The organism is Exiguobacterium acetylicum (genome assembly GCF_019890935.1).
Lineage (GTDB): Bacteria > Bacillota > Bacilli > Exiguobacteriales > Exiguobacteriaceae > Exiguobacterium_A > Exiguobacterium_A abrahamii.
In genome coordinates, this window is record NZ_CP082335.1 from 1 (window position 1) to 18396 (window position 18396).

Sequence of the window (18396 nt, forward strand, 5' to 3'; positions counted from 1 at the left end):
ATTAGCAATAGCATTAGTGCTAGCTATATATTAAATAAAAAAAGGAAAGGTCTACGCCTCTCCTTTTTTATCCATACGTTCTAATAAGAAATAGTATATTTGTTGCTGCAGTATGAATTGCAAACTCGCAACGCCTTATATCAACTTCACTAATAACTGATCCCTGCCCATGTCCAACCGTATTTCTTAAACTTGCTAAAGATTGAAGAGAATTTGAAAGACCAATCAAAGCATTTTTTTGGTACGACTCAACGGCAATATTTCGAGTCAATGTTTCGATTAAGTCAGAAGCAACTGCTTTTTGTAAATCGACTTTTCGAGGTTCTACATCAGGCTTTCTTTTGGATATCGGAATGAATTTTATAGGCTGCCATTTATTCTTTCCGATAATAATCTTCAAAGTACTTTCAAATGCTTTATTTGCATTGATAATTGCATTTTTAAATTGACTTTCCTTAAAATCTGAAAAGGCTTGTAATAGTTCTTCATTTGCTCCTTCATATTCAACTTGAGACAGATATTGCAAAGACGGCTTCACGATTTCAGCATGCATTAATTCGTTGTCCTTAGAAATTAACACTCCATTAATAAGTTCATATCCGATACCATTATTTCGAAATACCTTATTGAATGCGTTGTTGATATTATCAGATTCTCTTTTAGAGAAAAATCGAGAAATATATCTAGAGATTAATTCAATAAGATCGAGCGTTACTAAGTATTCTGATTTTGAAGCTTTAATCAACAAGAAAAAAACCTTACTTTCAGGTTCAGATAATCTTGCTTCTTTGAACAATTCTCTAAATGGCATATTGATGATATTCGAATCATCTATAACACCATATTTAAAAATTATCTCGTTTAAAATCCCTTGAAACATGGCTCTCGTATCAAAAAGTCGATATGGTACAAATTTTTGTACTGAATGATAAATTTGAACTTTTGCTTTCTCTGAAATATCGTCATAAATATACACATCGTGAAAAGTAGGGTTTAATCTTTCAGAAAAGAGCTCTGTTTCATACAAATCAATTGTCATAGATACCCCTCTTTCTTAAATAACTCTCTTAAAGCTAAATTTACGGTTGCAGATTTCACACCACGTTGACCTCTTTGTTGAAGACTATTCAAAACTTTTGATAAATCTTCTTCTATATAAAAACCTGTATACACTGTATTACTTCTTTTAGCGTTCAGAATTTCTTTAAGGGCACTATTGTTCACATTTTCACTATTGTTATTGCTAGCGTTATTGAAAGGATCTTTAGCAACTTCATCGAAACCTTTTAGTCTTCTTTCTTTATTACTCATTTCATAGTCTCCTTATCCAAGCTTCAATTCTTTTAATAATTCACTGTATATTTTTGCTCCTTTAGAAGTAGGAGCTGCTAGTGACAATGGTCTTTGATCAAAACCAACACTAGATGCAAATTCAATTGTTGTCGGAATAAACGTTTTAGTTACCTTGATTTTCGAGTTCATAGCATAGTCCTGTAGAAGTTCCATAATCCCTCTATGTAAAAGTGTTCTTTGATTTACTAGTGTAGGGACAATCGCTCGCACACGTAACTCAGGATTCATTTGACTCTTAAAATCATTTACTATCTTCAATGTCTTCTGTAATGATCTCATAGCATACTTTTCAGGTTGAAATGGAATAATCATGTCCTGGCATGCCACTAAAATATTCCCTTGTATTAACCCAAAACTTGTTGGTGTATCGATTAATACATAATCGTAATCCATCTTAACTTTTTCAATCACTTCTTTAAGTAATGAAAATCGCTTTTGTGTAGGAAATTGTCTTGCATCTAATAACACATCAAACTCAAATGAGAGCATATCATCATTCGTAACTAAAAGGTCGATGTTCTTATCAACACTGACTAACGCCTTTTTAGGATCCGCATTTTTGATGAGTGCATCGTATAAAGAGAATTCTACATCTTCTTCTAACAGATCCGGGTTTTGGCCAAACGTTACGGCCACATCTGATTGTATGTCCATATCAACAATCAAGACTTTCTTATCGATTAATGAGAGTTGACCAGCAAGGTTTGTTGTCATAGAGGTTTTCAATACCCCACCCTTATTACTTATGACTGCAATTACTTCTCCAGGCATCATTACACCTCATACTTCCTCAGCTTTTTTTTGGCGGTACTTATAGAACGTAGGTGGTTTCAGTGGCAAGACATTACAAATATCCTTCACAGTCATTCCTGCTTCAAACATCATGTTAGCCTTATCAATGACCGATTGATCAATCGGCTTTCTACCACCGACTCTACCCCTACTTCTTGCTGCAGCTAATCCTGCTTTAGTCCGCTCAATTGTTAATTCCCTCTCCATTTCTGCGAGACCTGCCATAATCGTGAAATACAGTTTACCAGCTGGTGTATTGGTATCAACACCTAAAGTAAGTATTTTAAGTCCTACACCGTTTTCTTCTAACCACTCTGATAGCTCGAGTAACTTTTTAGTTTGACGACCTAACCGATCTAGCTTCCAAACGACTAGTGTATCTCCGGGACGTAAATAATTTAAACAAGCTTCAAACGCTGGGCGCTCTTTTACTGAGCTCCTCTTTTCTTCAAAAATCTTTTCACAACCAACTGCTTCGACTGCATCAAGTTGTAACTCTAAATTTTGTTCGATGGTCGATACTCTGACATATCCAATGTTCGCCATCCAGACACCTCCTGTTTTTTTGTTTGCTCGAGCAAACAATGATCCCGTCTCGAGGGTTTTTTATATTAAACGTTAAATCTTCTTCATAAATAGATATTGATTAATATACGAGAAAATATAAAGAATTCCTGCTAATTATACTAAATTTATCGATGTATTGGTTTTTTATATTAAACGACCGTTTTATATAAAGAGTACATTAAAATTTTCCTCAAAATACTTATTACCAAAATGTAGTATAATTATTTTTGTAATTCAAATTATTTCAAGGAGTGACTTATATGACCAAAAAATCCACTAAGATTGAATCGAGTCTAGTTTCTCAAGATCCAAACGTACCTAAACCGCGATTAAGTAAACTAAGTATTAAAAACTTCAGATGTATTGGCAATGATCCTGTGGAGATTGAATTAGATGATATTGTAGTTTTAGTTGGTTCAAACAATGCAGGGAAAAGTACTATTTTAAAAGCATATGAACTTGCTATGTCTCAAGGATCTAACGCTAGCAAGTTAACAATCAAAGATTTTCCTAATGAAAAGGTAGATTCAGAAAGACTTCCTGAAATCGAAATTCATACAATCGTTTATGATAATAGCCCTGGCGATAGATGGATTCATGTAGACAAAGTGTCTAATGAAAAATTAGTTAAAGAAAAATGGACTTGGCATGAAGTAGGAGCACCCGTTAGACGAGGCTTTGACGTAACACTAAATACTTGGTCTGATAATGTACCATGGGGTGCACCAAACGTAGCAAATTCTTACAGACCTCAGCCTCATTTAGTCGAGGCATTTGAAGACCCTGAAAAACAATCAAAAGAAATAACTCAGTTACTATCTTCAATAATAAATGAACGTGTAAAAAGTGTAGTCTCCAAAGATGATAATTCAGATTACGATAAAATGCTATCTTACATCAAAGAGACGCAGGCAGCTATTCTCGACGATACTAAAAGTGAACTGCAAAATGCTGAAGACGAACTTTCTTCTATAATAGGCAACGTATTTCCTGGATACAGAGTCACTTTTGACGCAAAACCTTTGGAAAACATTGAGGATACAATAAATTTCTTTGATCCTAAATCCGATCTTATGATGGGTCCTCAAGATGGACATCGTAGTACAATTGCACGTCAAGGAAGTGGTGCTAGACGTACATTATTATGGGCCGCATTACGCTTTATAAATGAAACTAAATTAAGTAAAAAGAAAAAAACTGAAAGACCTAATATTCTACTGCTGGATGAGCCTGAGCTATGCTTACATCCTAATGCAGTACGTGAAGCTTGCAAAAGCCTTTATGATCTACCAGAAAACAGAAATTGGCAAGTGATGGTTACTACTCACTCACCAGCCTTTATAGATTTATCTAGAGATAATACTACTATTGTCAGAGTATCTAGAAACGAAAGTGGCGGAATTCAAGGTACGACTCTGTTCAGACCCGAAAAAGCTAAATTATCAGCTATTGATAAAGAACAGTTAAAATTATTAAATATATTTGATCCATATGTTGCTGAATTCTTTTTCGGTGGACATACCGTTATAGTTGAAGGCGATACAGAATATACAGCATTTAAGTATATCGTTGATTCAGACCCTTCTAATTTTAAAGATGTTCATATTGTGCGTGCTAGAGGAAAAGCTACAATCGTTTCTTTAGTTAAAATTCTAAATCACTTCAACTCTAAGTACTCAGTTCTTCACGATAGTGACCATCCTTTCACAAGTTCAACTAAAAAATCTGGAGATCTAACAAAGAATCCGGCTTGGACAATCAATAAGAGTATACTAGATGCAGTAAATCAACATTCTGAATCTAGTCATGTAAGACTATTGGCATCTATCCCTAACTTTGAAGAAGCTTATTTCGAACAAGCAATAAAAAAGGAAAAACCATATAACGCATTTTTAACGTTAAAAGATAATCCAGCAGCTTTTAATAAAGTACGAGATGTCCTCACTGCATTAATTCATCATGACGCCATTATTCCAGATGGATGTATTGAATGGTCTGATTTAGACGATCTTAGTAGTGAGCTTCAAAAAAAAGGTCATGTTACATTCCTTTCGCCTATCTAATAAAGTAAGAACCACCATTTCCATATGATAATGGTGGTTCTTACTTATTTTTATTTACATAAAATGTAGTAATATAAAAAAAATATATATAATTCTATGTATCAGTGTATAAAGAATAGCTTTATAAGGATACACTTGAAATAAAAAATTTGGAGGTAACAATGCCCATTCCTGGAGTTATTTATTTAAAACTAAATAGTGGAGATACATATAAAATTGATGACTTCACTGATGTAGATTTATTCCTTGGTGTTATCGATGAATTCTTAATCCATAATAGATCGTCTAAAAACTATACAAATAATTTATTTAGAACAACAGTTGATGATGGTAATATTTTAGTTTTTAATGCACTTGAAATTTGTTCTGTATATGTTAAACGTAAAAATGATCTTTGATGCTAAGTTTCTGTATTAATTGAAGATTATACCTCTATTTCCCAATTACTGAATAGGCTTATTATGTGACTCCTCTAACCTCGGTAAACCACCACTAGCGCTTAATTTTTTCATATCTCTAAAAAGGGGGATAGATCCCGACAATAATCGGAATCTATCCCCCTTTAATTCTTCGTTGTAAAAAAGTAGTCATTTTAGAAATAACCATATCAAATTTCTTTCATTCGCTTAGTAAAAGTGATCCATGATAGTGTTACAAACATACTGAAGTACAATAATATTATTATAAACGCCCAACTAAGACTTGGAATTGTACTTGATTCTCCAAAATAAATTTTATCCATATATAGGTTAGCAAATAAATTCATTTTAGCCAATGGTAGACCACTTGTAAACTTTTCGATCAAAGTTCCTGTCAAAAGAAGAACTGTTGTCACACTGATAGCAAAGCCACTATTCTTTAAAACGATTGAGAACATAAATGAAATTGTTGTCATAACAATTAAACTAATTAAATTGATACCATAATGTACCATAGTCACAAAAATCATACTTTGTTCTTGAACTTTCATATCTTTAATATACAAAAATCTTGGTACATCACTTGTAAATCCAAATATCATGCCACCTACAATATACGAAATTAAAAACATGAACATATACATAATTAATGCAAATAACAAAACAGTCAGATACTTTGCTAAAAATATATGTTTTTTAGAAATAGGACTTGTTAATAAGTTTTTTATAGTTCCATATTTAAATTCTTTATTAACAATGTTAGCAGCAATAATTATCGAGAATATAGTTACAATTGAGAGCTTACCGCTAATATCTTTTACAAACGACCAGAGATCGCTATTATATCCAGGAGCTATATCATTTTTAATTCTATAATTATTTAATTTAACCTCCTTGTCGTAGGTTTCCTTAGTAATCACATTTTGGTTTAGTTGTTCTTTTAGATTTTGGTTATATTCTGTTAAATCTTGTTTCCAATTTAAATTTTTTTCTTCAAAAGTACTTCCATAGTTTAAAATCATCCCAAGAAATATAACAAATATGACTATTAATCCGAAAAATGCATACGTAATTTTATCTGAGTACAATTTAATATTCTCATTAATGAATATGTTCAACTTGTTTTTCTCCCTTTTTTTCTTGTGTTATATCGAAGTACATTTTTTCTAAACTGTGTTCTAATATTTTCATATCATAAATAGTCATTTTATTACTAAAGATAATTTGCATTATTGTAGATATATCTTTTTCGATAATTTTACTAATAATTATTTCTTTTTCGCTAATCACGTTAACACTAAACATTTCTAGAATTTCTTTAGCTTGGAATGCATCAGTAACATTCATTTTCAACTCGATTTCTGCATTATCCTCATTTTTTGAGATAAATTCTGTTTCTATTAACATTCCTTCGTGTATTGCATAAATCCGATCACAAATTTGCTCCAATTCAGATAAAGAATGGCTCGCTATTAATATAGTACTTTTTTTGTTATTAGCTAGATGTAACAATTCATTTCTTATTTCACTTACTCCTTGAGGATCTAATCCATTAGTAGGTTCATCAAGAATAAACAAAGAAGGTTCTTTAATCATTACTTGCAACAAACCTAGTTTTTGTTTCATTCCTAGTGAATAATTTTTTGCTTTTTTATCTATAGAGTCACTTAACGAAAATTTTTCAATTAAATTCATCAGATAATCAGTATCTTTTTTGTTATAACTCCTTAACTGCTGCTTTAAGTTTTTCCATCCAGTTAATTGAGGATAAAATGCAGGTGATTCAATCATTACACCGATTTTTGACAAATTATCCTTTAGGTACTTCTTATTATTCTTTTCAAATATTTTTATTTCTCCCTTATCTGGTTGTGATAAACCTACTAAAGCCTTCATTAAAGTAGTTTTTCCCGCACCATTCGAACCAATTAATCCTACAATTTCTCCCTCAAAAACCTTAAAGTTAATATTCTTTAAAATTTCTTTTCCTTTTCTATATTTGCTTAAATTTTCAACTTCAAGAATAGTATTTCTCATTGTATATCCCTCCAAAATTAGGGCTAATTCAAAAACTTTTTTATATCCTCGTCTGTTTTTAAAAGCATAAATAAAACTTTTTTCAACTTCTCTTCTTTATCATATCCTTTTCCATATATATTTCCATCAGCTGACTTGTATGCTACAGAAAATCCCTTTTTCATACTCATTCTCTTATATTGGCTTTCAGTGAATTCAGGTATCGAGCCCTTAGAATTTATCAACAGTTTCTTAAAAAATACATATGTAGGGTTACCATATCCTAAAATTATTACTGATATTTTCGATTGTTTCTTAATTTCTCTATTTAAAAAAATCACATTATTCTCTTTGTTCAAAATATCTTTATCAATTATTAATTTATCTACTTTTTTATCGAGCATTTTTACAAGTTCAGTTGAACTATATACATTCTTTACACCTGAAACATTTTTAATATTTGCATTTTCTTTAGTTGTCCAACGTATATAGTTAATAGTTTCATTAGACATATTTGTGCTATTACTTAGATAATCTTTACCATTCAAAAAAAGTATCCCTAGTGAGCCTATAATCAAAAATCCTATAAAAAAAATATGATTTTTTTTTTCACTATCTCTGTTCCTTTCTTATTTAAAAAATAGATAGAAGACACTCAAGGTCCTCTATCTACTTTGTCTTTATTATTTTGTGTAACCTACACCTGCACCAGGCATTGTTACAAATTTATCTCCGTCGAGAGCATATGCAGTACCTGTTAAAGTAGCATAAACAAACTGACCTTTAGATCCTTTAGCATTAATAGTATCGCCTTCAGATCCGAATCCAGTTCCTGAAACAGCAGTAGCATCATGAATCGCACCTGTAAAAGTGACTAAACCAGTGAAATGGTATGGCCAAGAAGTTGCTGGCTTAACATTCCAAGCAAGTAATTTTGCTGAAGAAAGATAATCTAGCTTAGAAACTCCACCAGGTCCGGTTACAGATGTTGCACCTGCTTGAGATGGTACTAAACTCACTAGTGTAGCACCAAGAGCTAATGACATAAGTAATTTTTTCATTTTTTTCACCTCCTTTTGTAATACCATTATTATAATTAAATTTTAAAATACCTTTTGAAGCCTTCAAATGTATATAAAGCAATAAAATATATAAATTTTAAATATTTTGAAAAATAAGAAAGTTTTAGTTTAAATTTGTTCTTCTAAATTGAATTAACCATGCCTACAATTTTTAAATTATAGAACGTTATAACAGCTTAAAAATGTATATTTAGAAAGTTTAAAGTATAGATTATCGACTAATCATTTGTCAGATAAGATAATCTATCAATTTAAAATTTATTCTACTGAATAAAAAAAGAGAAAGATTTCAGAAAAAAGTCTGATAATCTTTCTCTTTTTTGTTCATCTTTCTAAATCAAAATCATTATTTCTTCTTAATTCTTTGACATTTTCTTTTATTGATTCTGATTTGTCAGTTATTCCATCCAAGTTTCGATTAATCGTTACCTCTTCGAAGATCTCTTTCAATGGTTTTCCAGTTCCATTTACTGACTCAATGGTTGCTTCAAGTAACTTTTTCGGATCCGCTTTCTCTAAATCAAGGTAGTATCCAAGTTTAGCTGCAGTTCTCTGAATGAATATTTTTTGCGTACGTCCGTTTCCTTCTCGGAACGGGTGAATCATATTCAACTCACCATAGTAATATGCTAGTTTTTCACTTACGTTATTAGATGTAATCGATTTCGCTGTAATTTCTCTGTTTAGCTTCGTGAATAAATCATCTAAAGCAGCTGGTACATAGAGCGCATTAGCAAACATCGTATTTCCTTTTACGATATTAACTGTTCTGTATTCTCCAGCCCACTCATATACATCTTCAAACAACGCTTTATGAATCTTCTTTAATAGAGCTGCGTCTAGTTTTAGATTAGGAGTAGCCAATAATTCGTTGTGTATTTTAACCCATCCACGAGCGGTGTACCGTTTTTCTAGAATATCCAACTTTTTTGGATTGGTTTCTCCGAATTTATTTTTCAACACGCCATTTTCAGAATAAGGATCTATACTCAATTGTTCCCCTCCTCTTACGAATCCAACTCTTTTAATTTTTTATCATAGTAAGCATCAATTTCTTCAGTTGGATCAATACCTAGAGCCAACATCTCTTTAATTTTTTCTGCTAGATCTTCTTCAATAGGTAGACCTTCAGCAGCAGAAGAAGCTAAAAAGCTTGGGAATAGTCTGAGCATTTCATCAGCATTTTGGAGTTTTTTCATGTACATCTCCCCCTCTTTTATAGTTTAATTATATCATAAATAAAACAAACAAGCGAGTTATCTTGGTCAATCAGATATTATTTTTGTCACGATTAATCCCTTTTTATTGAACCTCACACTCACTTCATACACTTTCTCTTTAGCTGTGGTGAACTCAAATAAAGCTTCGGTCACATCCTCACCCTCATTGACTTTCTTTATTCTATACTCCTTTACAAAACCATAAGGTTTCACCTTTTTTGTAATGAGAAGATCCATCTCTTCTGGACTTTCTCCATTTGGACCTTCAATGGTTTCGGGTGCTCCCTTGATCCCAAAAGCTTCAGGCGAATAGTAGCTAAACAAAGAATAGCCATCTACAACCGACTTACCAAACTCTTTTGCTCTACTCTCTACACTCACTTCCGGTGGTTCTTGTAAAATTGTCGTAAGAGGTTGCTGGTCTTTTTTAACCGAAGTCTCAACCAGTGACTTTTCATGTCGTGATTCACCTATTTTTACTGCAACCGTGATAATCAAAGTTGTCGTAATGATGAACGTACCAATCAGAATGAGAATAAATCGTTTGTAGCCCATTAAAACAGCCCCTTTACCACAAGCTCGGGATTGATTGCATTTTTCTTATCGACAGTCCAAGCTGGAGAATGTACCTCAAAGTGTAGGTGTGGGAATGTGGACCACGGAGCACCTGGAGTGTTCCCCACCATCCCAATTTTTTGGCCCTGTTTGACGTTCATGCCTGTTTTGACCAATGGTGTATAGGCAAGGTGTGCATACACTGATTCAGAGTCTTTCCCTTTTACTTTATGTTTGATATAGACCACGTATCCATAAGAAGAGGAGTATTCCGCTCTAGTAACTTTACCTGCAGCAATCGAGTAGATTCCGATTTTCCCTTCGTCTGCCCAAGAATGCACGTTCAAGTCAACTCCTGCATGCCACGCTGGAGATCTAAACTGGTGCCATGTTCCTTTGGTGTACGTATCCTTTGGCATCGGTGAGATGAAATCGCCTTCTCCCGCAATAAAATCGCCACCCATCGAATCACATGATGCCTTACCTGGGTTGTTGTAATACTTCAACACCATCATGGCATGTTGCGGAGTACCATGTACGCCATCATCACAACCTAACTGAGAGGGATGCGAGGAACACCAGTACTTAGAGAATTCTTGAGCTTTTTCAAGCGTATAGGCATTTCCATGTGACTTGATCCAAGGTAAAAATGCACCACCAAAGTTATAGGTTTGAACAGCAATCATCATGTCGCCACCAGCTTTTTGTATCGACGCTTTCCACTCTTGAACACCTGCTTGAATCGAATATTCAGCATCCTGGATCCCGTTAGGTCCTTTAGGATATCTCGTGTTATATGGCCCTTCTGATGCCTTCATTGGATCCGTACCCATACCTGAGCTCTCTTGCTGCATCATAGCCATCAGCCATCCTACATACTGTTCTACCCCGTACTTCTTGGCATACTTCTCAATGAGCGATTTATAGCCTTTCACGTTATCTGTCACATCTTTAGCATTGCCATTAGGGGCAACATCTCCAATGCAAAGACCAATCCCACCTGATATAGATTGAAGGTCCGGGTACATCTCTATTAACATCCCACTATCCAGAATACGTTCGACGTCTCGTTTCATCACTTTCGTGAATTTCGCAAGTTCCATCGCTTCATCGATTCCATGTGTAGACATTGAAATTCTATAAGTTGATCTTGCACCAATTTCTCTAAGCGATTCTGCTATATTTTTAGTACTACCCCCACTATCCTTTATAAAAGATAGTATTTGATCCTTCCCTTTGTAGCTGTCCTTCGATATTACTTTTTCTACAGTACCTTCACCTTTAGTGCACTCGCCTTTTTTATTTTTCTTTTCACACTTAACATTCTCCACCTCCAGCTTTTCTACACTCAATTCTATGAAATAAAGCGCTGCTTCTTCTGGATTACCTTTCTCTAAATCGTTGTCATACCGCACCATATCGAATGCAATGAGTTCTTGCCAATCGATTCCAAACTCACTCGCCACATTGGCGTATTCTTTTACCTTGTCTTCTTCTCCTCCAGGCATGAAGCCCGTAAAGACAAGAAAAGGCACAGTAAGAATAATCGCTAAGATTATACCTACTGCGCCCGCTAGCTCCTTCCAATGTTTCATTGCAAAAGAAGCCAGTTTGATTTTTAGCATCATGAAAGTCCTCTCCTCAGCTAATTCGTTTTAAGCTGCAGGATCAGAAGTGCATTTTTACTGGTCAGTATCCGAATCACTTTCCACATAGAATGTCCATTCATTCAACTGGAAGAATTCTTTCTCTCGATCAGTAAAGTGAGTGGAAAAGTATATCCATGCAAATAACTCAATTAGCTCTGCTTGCTTCAAGCCAAAATGTTTTGCATACACTTTCATTTCATCAAAGACGCCTTCATTAAAATCATGCCCCATTCGTTCTTTACGTACTCCAGTTGTAGGCGGTGCAATAATTTTATGATTTCTTTCCTTGATTTCTTTAACCACTCCAAGACCTTTATCAAAAATTTCATTCCATCCCATTTCCTGCTCTTTTAACTTACTTAAGCCTCTCAGGTAGTGGATGGGTAGGATCACTTCATTGCGTACCGCAAATGTTTTAAATGGCATATAGCATCCCTGTTCTTTCTAAATATTTTCTTCGTGTACAGGTTATGAAGAAGAAGATTTCCTTACTTCATAATGTCACAAAGTGATATAAAGATGCAATACGAACCAATAATTGGTATTTGGAAATGCGTCTTTATTCGGCTCTAGAAGTCAGAACATACTTATTCCATTCGCTATCATTTGGGATAGAGCCTTTAATCGCCTGTTTCCCATTTGTTCTATAGACTCCATCTTTCCAGGCACGCCACGTGAACCCTACTGGTTTTTGATTATTGCCTTTCATCACTTCTAATTCTAATCCTGCATCTCGGGCTATTCTATTCCAAATTTTATACATCCTCACATGTGTATATGTGTGTATGACTAAGGGCGAATCCTTTAACTCTTCTGTTCTTACAAACGACTTGAGTCGTTTGAAATCGTCACTAAGAGTCAGATGCCAAATTCTTGTTATTTCATCAGATGATAATCCGCTTAAGATCATATTTTTCATTTCTTTCTTTTTATACAGATTGTGGTGCATTTCTAGACTACCGTCGCTCAATCTATAAAAACTTAATTTACTTATTCCTAGTTCTTTAGTGAGCTTCTTTCCTTCCTTATCTGGATCTCTCTTGCTAACAATCCACTTCAATTTTATTGTGTGATACATAAAAGAGAAGAACAGTACTAATCCTATGAGTAGGAAAATAATAAGGAAAGTAATAATGGTTAAGTTAAGATTTAAATTTGCTAAAAAAGTAAGTATTCCAAGTACAAATACAGCTATAAAAAACTTGTAAAGCGATTTAAAATACTTCCGTTCTTGTTCCCTGACGTGTTCTGTTGTATAAACTTTTTTCATTGTAGATATCCTCCTGCTACTAGTGTTAAGATCGCTCCTAAACACATGTTAACAGCACCTGGCCAGTTTTCGAAAATAACCTCTTTTCCTATTGGTGCACCAGGAGTAAGGACTAAAATCAATTGTTCTCTCTGTTGTTTCAGAGCCTTAAGAAATCCCTTTTTCCTGACCCATGAAAGCCATCCGATGGACAGCTGCAGCACATACGTGACGACACAAAACACTAGAGTCTGATGAATCAAGTTATCATTCGTAAACGATGTAATCCATACGCTCATCACTACAAACATTTTTGTATCACCTGGGCTAGAGGTTCTCATTTTCTCGATGATCAATCCAAAGATTAAAGAAATAAGCATGATGGGAAGAACAATTAACGTATTTGGATGAACATGATCAAAGTAGCAGAGTCCTATAACAAGAAATACTACGTGCTGAATATTAGAGGTCTTACGAAATCTAATATCCGTATACAAGTTATAAATCGTATAGTAGCTAAAAATTAAACAAGCACACATGAGATAAGTACGTTCGATGGTTAATCCTTCAAGAAACAAATCTACAGACAAACGATCTATAGGAAATGGAATCATCGGAACAATACCTCACTGACTCCCATTTTCCTCGCATGCAAGGTGAAGTCCATATTCGAGATACCAATCAAGTTGAAAATTTCATATCGGTAAGTTCCTTCGATTTCAAAATAAAGTCCCTGGTTATGTTGAACTCGTCCTTTTGTATATGAAATCTTGTACCCTTCCAATCCGTCTTCCTTCATTCGTGTTTTGATTTGTCCTACGATTGAATGTGTAGTTCCTTCGTATTCATAGTCAAAACCACCTTGTCTTTCTGCCAGTTCAACCGCATCATTTGCTAGATTTTGAACTTTTGTTTTTTCATTACTCATAATGATCCCTTCAGGTATCAACAAACTTAAAAGAATGAACATGGTGATCATAATCGCTGTTGTTGCCGTATTCTGCAAATGCATCCTCCCCTAACTTAAATAAGCAAGAGAAGAAGTGCACTCCTTCTCTTGTCTTAACTGCTATTGATCATCAATTATTTAGTCCAAGTACCTGGATCGAACTTATTCGATGTATCCTTCAGCTTGTTTCCATGGTTAGTGAAGGATGTTTGTAGAGCTGTATAGATCAGTCCCACTGCCATGACTGCTGCAAAGATTCCACCTACGATCCACATGCCTGTTTCTGATGAGTTTTGCGAAACCTCAGAAGCTGTCCACTTTGGTGCAATTGTTTTAGCTAGTGCTAGCGTTAGCGTTAATACTGTCAAGATAATCATTAAGTTCATTTGTCTTTCTCCATTCATTTAAGTTTGTATTACATTGATAGCATTGATTGAGTAAATGTCACATAAAGAATAACTAGTGGATACAAAAGAATAAGCATTACTACAGCAAAGTTCCATTTTGAGAAAGCCATCGGTTTAGTTGAAATTAGATATTTATAGTTCTCTTGAAGAAGCTTATCCATGACTTTTATTTGTTCATCTAAAATCATCTGGGCCCCTTTCTTATTCACTTCAGTAGCTTGTTTAATAGCGATTACAAAAGTATGTGCTTCAGCAATCTCAAGCTTCTGAGCAAACTCTTTCAATACTAAATCGTCACCTGGTCTAGTCTCTAAGTTCATAGCTAATTCTTCTACAAATGGTTTGAGATAAGGTCCTGCATACTCAACTGATTTTTTTATTGCCTTTGTAGATGTATAGTTTTTCAAAAGATTTGCCACAATCTTTAGATAACCTGGGAGTTCAAGTCTTCTGTTTGTAATCGCCATTCTCATGTTTTGACGTAATTGAAGATTCGGATAGAAATATAAGAATGGAGAAATACATGCCAAAACTTTAAACAAGAATGCACCAGTAAAAACGATGCATAGCAATGACATAGAGGTAGGTATTACCGCATAAAGAATTTTGATCTGTCTAAATTTTTTAACTGTGATGTTCATTCCCGCATATTTCAATTTGTCTTCTAGATCGTTCATCCGATGATTTAATGCTTGAGCTTTTTGATTCTTTAGGCTCCTGTATTGACTATCGCCCCCTTCCAATAAGATTTCGGTAGCTGTTATTCCATCACTAGGAGTGACGATGTAATAAATTGCTACGCTAACAAGTACGAACAATAGAATTGAAAGAAATATTAACATTTCCTCACCACCTTTTACTTTTCAGCCATTGGATTAAAGTTAGAAAGCTTCCTAACAATGAAGTATATTCCTAAGACAGCCAGAAAATTGAATGCAATTACTACTTTTCCTTCAATTGTTTCCGTTAAGGCATCAGCCATCTTAGGCATGAAGTTAAACAATAATGGTACTAATAAAACAAATGCAGCATTTTGGTAGTAAGCTCTTTTCTCTCTCACTAAATTAGTTTTTAGTTCCGCTGCTAGCGTCTTTTCTGATTCAATATCTTTTACTACGTCAGCCAAAATTTTATACGTATCTGATCCTCCGTCTCGGTCTGCAATGTCCAGCTGATCCACGTAAAATTTCAACATTTTAAACGGATACTTCCCGATGAAATCTTCAAACGATTTTTGAATTCCGACTCCAGAAGAAATACTTACTATAATCTTCTCGATATCATCTTGAATCGTATAATGTTGAAGACTTTTAATTTCTTTGAGAGCTTTCACAGTTTGATGAGTAACGAGTAACGTAGATGTAAAAGCGTTCAAAAAAACTAATAAACGATCTAACAGAATCACTCGATATTTTCTTCTTTTTTGATTCACCATAATTCTTGGTACTATCACTCCCACTATTCCTAAAGGAAGCATCAATTCGTTCTTACCGAATGATAAATAGAAGAATAAAGAGATTGTAATTACTGACACCATCGAGATCATCAGCCATTTGGTAGGTGTTAAATCCCATTCATAATGTTGAGCTTCTTCACGTAATTTCTTTGGGCTTAGATTAAATTTCGAGTATCTCTTCCTTGAATCAAAAACTTGCGTCTTATGCGATTTTTGATTTTCAATCATCAACTCAGCGATACTACTGCTTGGCTGGAAGACCACTCGAATAAATAAGTAAATGACTACAAATAGCACTATTATAAGAAACCATTCCACTTATCACCTCACTCCTTACTTTTAAACCAAGAATTCATATAGCTCAGGATCTGCTAAAGATCTGGATAATTTTTTCGCTAACCGTTCCGATAACTTATTTTTTACTAAGTGAACCCCATTCAAAGTTTCAACTTTACCTTCACTATCAAAAATGAAGTCATCCTTGTTGTAATCGAAAACGAACACATCGTTTAAAATCACTTGTCCACTCTCATAATCAAATTTTGAGATTTCAGATATCTGAGTAAAATATCGATTGTGATCTTCAAGTTTCTCCAAAACAACAATTAAATCGAAAGCTCCTGCGATTGACTGAAGAATATCTGTACCACTTAAATTGACTCCTGATCGTAGACACATTTTTTTAAGTCGTTGTAGTGCTTCCTCACTACTCTCAGCATGAATCGAGGTGAATCCACTATGTCCTGATTCAAAGAACTCAATCATTTGCATGGCTTCTTCTCCTCGACTTTCACCAACAATGATTCTTCGAGGATGTTGTCGTAACCCTAGTTTTAGTCCTACACTGTACGGAATATCTGTTTCCTTGTTACCAGTCATCCGACACTCAAATGTATAGAAGTGCTTTGAAGGATACAACTCGTGTAAAAACAATTCAGGATCATCTTCAGCTACTAATGTTCGTTCGTTATTTGGAATATGTTGTGCTAAATGTTTAATGAATTCGGTTTTCCCCGTACCAGTACCGCCAACAATGAGAATTTTAAATTTCGCTTGAACTGCTGCCTTAAAGAAGTCTAATTCTTCTTTAGAAGCTTGATTAGTACTTAGCATTCTTTCACTAGTCGCTCTCAGTTCTGATGAGCTTTTTCGTATTGAAATAGACGTTCCAATGCCTGATATGTCAGATTTCATGATGTTTAACCGTAACCTCGGAAGGGCTGCATCTGTATATGGTTTTGCGGTTGTCAAAGTAGATTCAGTGACGTTGACTAATCGATATGCAAGTCTTAAAATTTCATCTTCGCTCGAAAACGTAATTCTATCCTTGGTATCTGGATCTACAAAAATAGTATCTCCATTCGGACCAATATATCGAATTGAACTCGTACCATTCACAAAAATGTCTGTTACGTCTTCTCGATCAATAAGTGGTTGAATAATACCGAATCCAGTTATTTCATCAAGAATTGCTCCGACTAATTCTTGTTGTTCAATATTAGGAATAGCGATTCCATTTCGTTGAATGTACTCGGAGATTCTAGCGTTTAGTTTTTGTCGCTTTCCTTTATCAAGAAATGATGATTCTAGAAGTGATTTATTTGTTTCAATCAGATATTTTCGAACTCTTTCTACCGATTCATCAATCAAGTCTTGTTCTTTCTCCCCTAATAACTTTGCTCTGCTTTGCTTGTCGGCATAAGACATTTTAAACAAATCAATTTTATTAGTTGATTGCTGTATATCTTTTGCTGGGTTTAACAAATCGATTTTCGTACTAATTATTCTCACCCCTATTTTATTTATTCATTCCTAGTAAGCTGAGTAAATTGCCTTTACTCTTCACTTTTTCTTGATACCCCACGCCTTGAATACCTAGTTGACTCTGTAATGCTTGAAGCTTAACGTTAATTAAATCACTCCCGATTTTTAGCAACCATTCTTCTCTAACACGCAGTGGATCATATGGAACAGGAAGATAAGGAGTATCACCAATAATTTCATAGATATCGCCTTGGTAATCCTTTTCGTGTTTATTGATTAATAGTGTGTCTTTGAAATCTAATGAGTTTTCCTGCAACCAAACACTTTCATTTCTATATGCAATGACTGATTTCGGTGTTCCCTCCACTACACTAATGACTGAATCAGACGCACTTAAAATTGGATATGAAGTGAATTCGTCTAACTCCGTCGGAACATCAATCACAATATAATCGTAAGGTAACTCTTTCAGTGTGCTCATAAATTTCTCGATCCACTGATTAGGGTTCTCCAGTTTGATTTGATCAAGCTTACCTTGGTACCGAGGAACCACTAAAATATCCATCCCATTTAAGCTAGAGCTGATTTTTTTGTTGGTGATGTCTTCCGCATTAGCTATGAAATTTGTAATCTTATAGCTTTCATTTCCTTGATTCACTAAGTTAAGAAAGTTCTTCGTTCCATGAGTTATACCAGTATTAGTCGCAAAAGATGGGCTAAGTAGGTTTGCCTCGACAAACAGAACTTTTTGCTTTAGCACAGCAGTCTCTTTAGCAAACGTCGTTGCTAAAGTTGAAGCTCCAGCCCCTCGGGTAACACTTCTAAAAGAGATAATTGTCGGCATAAAAATCCTCC

General features: G+C 34.4%; 23 protein-coding genes. 2 read left to right on the top strand and 21 right to left on the bottom strand.

Annotation, left to right across the window (positions count from 1 at the left end):
* Positions 1-67 precede the first annotated feature (67 nt).
* Genes K7G97_RS17160 through K7G97_RS17175 form a run of 4 tightly spaced genes read right to left on the bottom strand, consistent with a single transcriptional unit; the run spans position 68 to position 2691 of the window.
* Positions 68-1039, bottom strand: a complete 972-nt coding sequence (locus tag K7G97_RS17160) for an AbiJ-NTD4 domain-containing protein (RefSeq protein WP_223042171.1) — start codon at positions 1037-1039, stop codon at positions 68-70.
* The gene (locus K7G97_RS17165) at positions 1036-1311 is read right to left on the bottom strand and encodes a hypothetical protein (protein WP_223042172.1); all 276 of its coding nucleotides are present in this window, start codon (positions 1309-1311) and stop codon (positions 1036-1038) included. Before K7G97_RS17165 ends, K7G97_RS17160 begins: the two co-directional genes overlap by 4 nt.
* A gap of 12 nt (positions 1312-1323) precedes the next feature.
* Complete coding sequence (locus K7G97_RS17170; RefSeq protein ID WP_223042173.1) at positions 1324-2124, bottom strand: ParA family protein; 801 nt, start codon at positions 2122-2124, stop codon at positions 1324-1326.
* Positions 2125-2133: 9 nt separating this feature from the next.
* On the bottom strand, positions 2134-2691 hold the full coding sequence (locus tag K7G97_RS17175) for a recombinase family protein (RefSeq protein ID WP_223042174.1): 558 nt from the start codon (positions 2689-2691) through the stop codon (positions 2134-2136).
* Positions 2692-2972: 281 nt separating this feature from the next.
* On the opposite strand from K7G97_RS17175, the gene K7G97_RS17180 reads away from it, so the two are divergent.
* Together K7G97_RS17180 and K7G97_RS17185 are read left to right on the top strand one after the other, a co-directional pair.
* Positions 2973-4775, top strand: a complete 1803-nt coding sequence (locus tag K7G97_RS17180) for an ATP-dependent nuclease (protein ID WP_223042175.1) — start codon at positions 2973-2975, stop codon at positions 4773-4775.
* A gap of 161 nt (positions 4776-4936) precedes the next feature.
* Positions 4937-5173 (top strand): hypothetical protein, encoded by a 237-nt coding sequence (locus K7G97_RS17185; protein ID WP_223042176.1) that lies wholly within the window; start codon positions 4937-4939, stop codon positions 5171-5173.
* Between the two features lie 209 nt (positions 5174-5382).
* On the opposite strand, the gene K7G97_RS17190 is transcribed toward K7G97_RS17185, so the two are convergent.
* The 17 genes from K7G97_RS17190 to K7G97_RS17270 all read right to left on the bottom strand — a co-directional run bounded on the left by K7G97_RS17190 (position 5383) and on the right by K7G97_RS17270 (position 18385).
* Positions 5383-6312: an ABC transporter permease gene (locus K7G97_RS17190; protein ID WP_223042177.1), complete on the bottom strand. Its 930-nt coding sequence runs from the start codon at positions 6310-6312 to the stop codon at positions 5383-5385.
* Positions 6296-7231: an ABC transporter ATP-binding protein gene (locus tag K7G97_RS17195; protein WP_223042178.1), complete on the bottom strand. Its 936-nt coding sequence runs from the start codon at positions 7229-7231 to the stop codon at positions 6296-6298. Before K7G97_RS17195 ends, K7G97_RS17190 begins: the two co-directional genes overlap by 17 nt.
* 23 nt (positions 7232-7254) lie before the next feature.
* The gene (locus K7G97_RS17200) at positions 7255-7758 is read right to left on the bottom strand and encodes a hypothetical protein (RefSeq protein WP_223042179.1); all 504 of its coding nucleotides are present in this window, start codon (positions 7756-7758) and stop codon (positions 7255-7257) included.
* Between the two features lie 135 nt (positions 7759-7893).
* Entirely contained in the window at positions 7894-8271 is a 378-nt protein-coding gene (locus tag K7G97_RS17205) for a hypothetical protein (protein ID WP_223042180.1), read from the bottom strand.
* Between the two features lie 345 nt (positions 8272-8616).
* Positions 8617-9285: a Fic/DOC family protein gene (locus K7G97_RS17210; protein ID WP_223042181.1), complete on the bottom strand. Its 669-nt coding sequence runs from the start codon at positions 9283-9285 to the stop codon at positions 8617-8619.
* A gap of 14 nt (positions 9286-9299) precedes the next feature.
* Complete coding sequence (locus K7G97_RS17215; protein WP_223042182.1) at positions 9300-9491, bottom strand: hypothetical protein; 192 nt, start codon at positions 9489-9491, stop codon at positions 9300-9302.
* A 66-nt stretch (positions 9492-9557) separates the two neighbouring features.
* On the bottom strand, positions 9558-10067 hold the full coding sequence (locus K7G97_RS17220; RefSeq protein ID WP_223042183.1) for a hypothetical protein: 510 nt from the start codon (positions 10065-10067) through the stop codon (positions 9558-9560).
* The gene (locus K7G97_RS17225; protein ID WP_223042184.1) at positions 10067-11695 is read right to left on the bottom strand and encodes a lysozyme family protein; all 1629 of its coding nucleotides are present in this window, start codon (positions 11693-11695) and stop codon (positions 10067-10069) included. The genes K7G97_RS17220 and K7G97_RS17225 overlap by 1 nt, the downstream gene beginning before the upstream one ends.
* A 54-nt stretch (positions 11696-11749) precedes the next feature.
* A complete protein-coding gene (locus K7G97_RS17230) occupies positions 11750-12142 on the bottom strand; it encodes a hypothetical protein (protein ID WP_223042185.1) in 393 nt (130 codons plus the stop codon).
* A 133-nt stretch (positions 12143-12275) separates the two neighbouring features.
* Positions 12276-12986, bottom strand: coding sequence for a DUF2207 domain-containing protein (locus K7G97_RS17235; protein WP_223042186.1), 711 nt, complete (start codon positions 12984-12986; stop codon positions 12276-12278).
* Positions 12983-13579 (bottom strand): hypothetical protein, encoded by a 597-nt coding sequence (locus K7G97_RS17240; protein WP_223042187.1) that lies wholly within the window; start codon positions 13577-13579, stop codon positions 12983-12985. Before K7G97_RS17240 ends, K7G97_RS17235 begins: the two co-directional genes overlap by 4 nt.
* The gene (locus K7G97_RS17245) at positions 13576-13971 is read right to left on the bottom strand and encodes a DUF4320 family protein (protein WP_223042188.1); all 396 of its coding nucleotides are present in this window, start codon (positions 13969-13971) and stop codon (positions 13576-13578) included. Before K7G97_RS17245 ends, K7G97_RS17240 begins: the two co-directional genes overlap by 4 nt.
* 77 nt (positions 13972-14048) lie before the next feature.
* Positions 14049-14300 (bottom strand): hypothetical protein, encoded by a 252-nt coding sequence (locus K7G97_RS17250; protein ID WP_223042189.1) that lies wholly within the window; start codon positions 14298-14300, stop codon positions 14049-14051.
* A 29-nt stretch (positions 14301-14329) separates the two neighbouring features.
* The gene (locus tag K7G97_RS17255) at positions 14330-15163 is read right to left on the bottom strand and encodes a hypothetical protein (protein WP_223042190.1); all 834 of its coding nucleotides are present in this window, start codon (positions 15161-15163) and stop codon (positions 14330-14332) included.
* 14 nt (positions 15164-15177) lie between these two features.
* Positions 15178-16095 carry a hypothetical protein gene (locus K7G97_RS17260; RefSeq protein WP_223042191.1) on the bottom strand — a complete coding sequence of 306 codons (918 nt, stop codon included), beginning with the start codon at positions 16093-16095 and terminating at the stop codon, positions 15178-15180.
* A gap of 21 nt (positions 16096-16116) precedes the next feature.
* On the bottom strand, positions 16117-17541 hold the full coding sequence (locus K7G97_RS17265) for a TadA family conjugal transfer-associated ATPase (protein ID WP_223042192.1): 1425 nt from the start codon (positions 17539-17541) through the stop codon (positions 16117-16119).
* A 34-nt stretch (positions 17542-17575) separates the two neighbouring features.
* The gene (locus K7G97_RS17270) at positions 17576-18385 is read right to left on the bottom strand and encodes an AAA family ATPase (RefSeq protein WP_223042193.1); all 810 of its coding nucleotides are present in this window, start codon (positions 18383-18385) and stop codon (positions 17576-17578) included.
* Between the last annotated feature and the right edge of the window lie 11 nt (positions 18386-18396).